The sequence below is a fragment of the Actinosynnema sp. NPDC023658 genome, assembly GCF_040639995.1.
Lineage (GTDB): Bacteria > Actinomycetota > Actinomycetes > Mycobacteriales > Pseudonocardiaceae > Actinosynnema.
Window position 1 is genome coordinate 1 of sequence record NZ_JBFAAX010000409.1, and the last position, 5,201, is coordinate 5,201.

General features: G+C 72.4%; 4 protein-coding genes. 1 reads left to right on the forward strand and 3 read right to left on the reverse strand.

Annotation, left to right across the window (positions count from 1 at the left end; genetic code table 11):
- A partial coding sequence (locus tag AB0G02_RS27690; RefSeq protein ID WP_360799264.1) for an AMP-binding protein occupies positions 1–1,327 on the forward strand: 1,327 nt, incomplete at its 5' end.
- A 58-nt stretch (positions 1,328–1,385) separates the two neighbouring features.
- Here AB0G02_RS27690 and AB0G02_RS27695 read toward each other — a convergent pair.
- The 3 genes from AB0G02_RS27695 to AB0G02_RS27705 all read right to left on the reverse strand — a co-directional run.
- Complete coding sequence (locus AB0G02_RS27695; protein ID WP_360799267.1) at positions 1,386–2,666, reverse strand: MFS transporter; 1,281 nt, start codon at positions 2,664–2,666, stop codon at positions 1,386–1,388.
- Positions 2,666–4,630 (reverse strand): carbamoyltransferase C-terminal domain-containing protein, encoded by a 1,965-nt coding sequence (locus AB0G02_RS27700; protein ID WP_360799270.1) that lies wholly within the window; start codon positions 4,628–4,630, stop codon positions 2,666–2,668. Before AB0G02_RS27700 ends, AB0G02_RS27695 begins: the two co-directional genes overlap by 1 nt.
- Positions 4,627–5,201 (reverse strand): thioesterase domain-containing protein (locus tag AB0G02_RS27705; protein ID WP_360799273.1); only part of this gene is annotated, 575 nt, incomplete at its 5' end. The genes AB0G02_RS27700 and AB0G02_RS27705, both read right to left, overlap by 4 nt.

Here is a 5,201-nt window from a genome sequence, read left to right on the forward strand (position 1 = left end):
GGCCGGCGCGCGCAGCGCCGAGGTGGTGACGGCGTTCCTCGCGGTGGCCGCGGTCGGCGCCACCTACGTCCCGCTGGACGCGGAGTACCCGGAGCGCAGGCTCGCCCACATGCTCACCGACAGCGGCGCGTCGGTGCTGCTGCACACCGGGGCGGGCCCCCGGTTCGAGTCCTCCGCCGTGCCGGTCGCCATCCCGGCGCCGGGTGCCGGGGCGGCCTACGACGTGGTGGCCTGCTCGCCCGACCTGCCGGTCTACGTGATCTACACGTCCGGGTCGACGGGCTGGCCGAAGGGCGTGGCGATCCCGCACAGCTGCCTGGACGGCATGGCCGAGTGGCAGCGCGGCCACTCGCCGCGGCCCGACCTGCGCACGGCCCAGTTCGCGCCGCTGAACTTCGACGTGTCGTTCCAGGAGGTGCTGGGCACGCTGTGCGGCGGCGGCACGCTGGTGATCGTGCCGGAGGAGCTGCGCCAGGACCCGTTCGAGCTGCTGGACTGGCTGGCCGAGCAGCGGGTGGAGCGGCTGTTCCTGCCGAACGCGGCGCTGACCATGCTGGCCGTGGCCGCGTCCGCCGAGGACTCGCTGGACCACCTGTCGCTGGTCGAGGTCAACACGGCGGGCGAGCAGCTGGTGTGCACGCCGCCGATCCGCGAGCTGTTCGAGCGGCTGCCGGGGTGCCGGCTGACCAACCACTACGGGCAGAGCGAGTCGGCCATGGTCACCTCGCACGTGCTCACCGGGCCGCCGTCGTCGTGGCCCTCGCTGCCGCCGATCGGGGTGCCGCTGCCGGGGTGCGAGCTGCTGGTCGACCCGCTCGACCCGGACGTGCCGGAGGTCGGTGAGCTGCTGGTGGCGGGCCTGCCGCTGTCCCTGGGCTACCTCCACCAGCCGGAGCTCAACGCACGGCGGTACGTGGACGTGCCGCGCACGCCGCACGGTCACACCCGGGCGTTCCGCACCCGTGACCTGGTGCGGGTGGCCGACGGGGTGGTGTGGTTCCTCAGCCGACTCGACCACGACGTGAAGATCCGCGGTTACCGGGTGAACCCGCTGGAGGTGGACGCCTGGCTGCTGGAGCAGCCGGGGGTGGCGTCGGCGGTGTGCGTGGTCGTGGAGGCGGGCGAGGGCGCGCGCAGCCTGCGGGCCGCCGTCACCGCGAAGGCGGGCGTCGAGCTGGACGTGCCGGGCCTGCTCAAGGCGTTGGAGGGCGTGCTGCCGGAGCACGCCGTGCCGCAGTCGATCACCGTGCTGCCGCGGCTGCCGCGCACCCCGAGCGGGAAGGTCGACCGCGAGGCCGTGGCCGGCACCCTCGCCGCGGCGCTCTGACCAGCACGTCGAGGAGGGCCACCCGCTCCGGGTGGCCCTCTGCGCGTCCGGGGGACGGCTAGGACGTGGGCTGCTCGGTCGGGATCTCCTTGACCGACCGGATGCGGGTGCACACGATGTAGACGCCCGAGCTGAGCAGGCCCAGCGAGCCGATGACCAGCGCGGTGGTCGCGTCGAGCACGTTGCCGACCACGCCGCCGAGCAGCGCGCCGAGCGGGCACACGCCCATCACGATCATCCGGATCGAGGCGTTCATCCGGCCCTGGAGGGCGTCCGGCGTGACCGCGGACCGGTAGCTGCGCTGGTTGACGTTGTAGACGATGACCATGACCGCGTCCACGAAGTGCATCACGATGATCAGCACCGCGGCGGGCTTGGGCACCAGCGTGGCGACCGGGACCAGCAGCGACGCGCCGCCCGCGAGGCACTGGGTCACCACCAGCAGCGTGCCCAGCGGCAGCCGCCGCGACACCCAGCCGGAGATCACCGCGCCGACCACGCCGCCCACGCCCGACGAGGACAGGATGAGGCCGATGTAGATGGGCTCCAGCGCGAGCGTGCGGGTGATGAAGATCAGGAACACCGGCTCGATGAAGAACGTGAACAGGTTGAACAGCAGCGCCGTGATCGCGAGCGTCCGCACGACCGGGTTGCCGAAGACGAACCTCAGGCCCTCACCGACCTCGCGCCAGAAGTCCGGCTTGCGGGCGTCGGGCTGCTCCTCGTCGTCCTCGTCCTCGGGCTCCGCGTCCGGGTTCACGCTGATGCGCCGGGTGAACACCGCGGACAGCGCGTACGCCACCGTGTTGAACAGCAGCGCGAACGGCGCGGTGAGCACCTGCACCAGCGCGCCGCCCACCGCCTCGCCCGCCATGCGGGAGGCGTTGTTGCTGATCTCCAGCTTGCTGTTGCCGTCGACGAGGTCGCGCCTGCTCACCACGGCGGGCAGGAACGAGGCGCTGCCGATGTCCGCGATCACCGTGCCCACGCCGATGAGCACCGCGATGACCAGCAGGAACGTCATGCTGAGCAGGTCGAGCGCGGCGGCCAGCGGCACGAACAGCAGCAGCACGCCGCGCCCGAGGTCGGCGGCCACGATCACCGGCCGCTTGGGCAGCCGGTCCAGCCACACGCCCGCGAACAGGCTCACCACCACGTAGGGCAGGAACGAGACGGCGGACAGCACGCCCATCTCCAGCACGCTGGCGTTCAGGGTGAGCGCCGCGAGCAACGGGATCACGCCGGCGGTGATCTCGGCCGCGAACATCGACAGGGTCTGCCCGAACCACAGGTTTCGGAAATTCGCCTGCCGGAACAAACTGCCGGGCTGGCCATTCATCACGTGTGCCTTCCGGGAGGAAACCGGGTACCGGGACCCTGGTCGCGTCGGAACTCGTCGACCCAGAATTCGAACGCCGGATCGGTCGACCCAACATAGTCGGCCAAGCCGTTCAGGTCTTCGGCGGCGTCGGGTTCCGGTTCGGTCCGCAATTGCGGCATCTGCGTCATCAGGTACATCGCACCATCGGTGTAACCGGCCCGCGCCCACTTGTTCCAGGCGGCGTCGCGGTCCGCTTCCTGATCCGCGAACAGGCGTTCACGGCGGATGCGCGGTGGACGGGCCGCGGCGTCGGGGTCGGGGCGCAGCGCGATGCGCCTGCCCAGCACGTAGGCCACGCCGATGCCCTTGCGCAGGCAGAACGTGAGCGCCTCGGCGGCGGTGTCGGCTATCGGCTCGCCGCGGTCGTTCAGCGAGGTGTTGCACAGCACCGGCACGCCGGTCGCGTCGTGGAACGCCCGCAGCGCCCGCTCCAGCAGCGGGTTGTCGGCGGCGGTCACGGTCTGGTGCCGGGCCGTGCCGTCCAGGTGCAGGATCGCGGGCACCCGGTCGCGCACCTCCGGCCGCACCGCGACCGCCTCGAGCATGAACGGCGACGGGCGGGCCGCGGCGAACCACTCCCCCGCGTGCTCGGCCAGCACGACCGGCGCGACGGGCCGCCACCACTGGCGCTGCTTGTGCTCGTTGAGCAGCTGCTTGGTCTTCATCGACCGGGGGTCGCCCAGCAGGCTGCGGTGGCACAGGGCGCGCGGCCCGATCTCGGCCTCGCCGTCCACCCAGGCCAGCGGCGCCTTGGTCACGTCCACGACGAACCGGTCGGGCGAGAAGTCGGAGACGTCCTCGATCCACGGCGCGAACTCGGCCAGCGCCTCGTCCAGGTCGGTGACCGGCACGCCGTGGTAGGCGGTGCCCAGGCGGTGCCGGGCCGGACCGGACGCGCCGGCGTCGAACGCGCCGGTGGCGTAGAACCCGAGCAGGCCGAGGCCGTAGGACTGGCCGGAGTCGTTGGCGCAGGGCGGGGTGAGCAGGCCGCGGAACCCGAACCGGTCGAGCAGCGCGGTGTTGGTCGGGCAGTTGAGCGCGTAGCCGCCGCTCATCGACAGGTGCGCGGTCGTCGGGTCGACGCCCGCGAGGTCGCACAGCCTGCGCACGTTGCGCGCCGCGATCAGCTCGCACGCCTCCTGCACGACCTTCATCACCGCGCTCTGGAGGTTCTCCTCCTCGGTGAAGTCCGGGTCGGGTTCCTGGTGGGCGAGCTGGTCGCGAGCCGCCTCCACGATCGACGCGACGAACGGCACCGCCTCGGACACCGGGTGCACCCGGCCGCCGCGGAGGTCGAGCCCGGTGACCCGGTCGACGTCGAACGCGATCGTGTTGGTGGACGCCGACGCGAGTGCCATCAACGTGCCGGGTTCCTTGCCGAACAGCTGCTCGGCCGCTGAGTACAGCGGCGCGGGCGACTCCACGGGCGCGTAGGTGACGCGACCCCGTTGCGACACCGCACCGGCGTACCAGTACGGCTTGGTGTCGTGCTCCAGCACGAAGTCCGGCGCGGCGTCCACGGCCATCGCGACGATCGTGCCGTTGGCGAAGACGTCGCTGTCCATCAGCAGTCCGCTGAACAGGTGGGCCAGCGAGTGCACGGCGTACTCCTCGGCGCCGGGCGGGATCGGCACGTCCCGCGCGGCGGGCAGGCCGGGTGTGCCCCACGTGGTGCCGATGTCGGCGAGCGTGAGCCCTTCCCCGGCGAGCAGCTCGGTCAGCACGGCCTCCGCGCGCTGCGGGGTGTAGAGCGGCCAGTAGTGGTGCTTCTGCCCGCTGAACCTCTCCAACTCCCACAACCGCACCAGTTCCACGTCGGTCGCGGTGCGCCGCCACAGGCTGATGTTCTGGTCGTGCCGGGGTTGCAGCACGGCGAGCGGGCCCGGCGGGGTCAGGTAGCAGCTCAGGACGTACTCGGTCACCCCCGTCCCCCCGTCCGCGCGGCGAGCGCCTCGGTCATGGTCCGGTCCATCTCGGTGACGAGGTGGTCGGGGGCGGCGAGGAACTCGTGGTGCCCGCCCGCCAGCACGGGTGCGGAGAACAGCCCGTCGGGGGCGTACTCGCGCCAGCCGCCCATCTGCTCCGGCCGGATCTCCACGTCGTCGGCCCACCCCACGGCGCAGATCGCGGACGGCAGCGTGATCGGCTCGTCGAGCCGGTAGCGCTGGTTGGCCGTGATGTCGGCGCGCAGCACCCCCAGTCCCAGGTCGATCATGTCCGGGTCCGGGTCGCCGCCCATCGCCCGGGTCAGCCCGGCCAGCTCGACGCCCAGCTCGGCGTCGGTCATGGACAGGAACCGCCCGTACGGACCGTCGTGCGGCGCGACCTGCGAGGACAGGAACAGCACGGTCGGCGCCGGTCCCCCGGTCTCGCGCAGCCGCACGGCCGTGGCGAACGCGGCGAGCGCGCCGCCGCAGTGCCCGAAGAACGCGAACGGCCGGTCCAGGTACGGCAGCAGCTGCGGCACGGCGGCCTCGGCCAGGTCGGCGTACC

Coding starts and splice junctions, on each gene's coding strand:
- AB0G02_RS27695 (WP_360799267.1), bottom strand. CDS start 2,666: ATGAATGGCCAGCCCGGCAGTTTGTTCCGGCAGGCGAATTTCCGAAAC.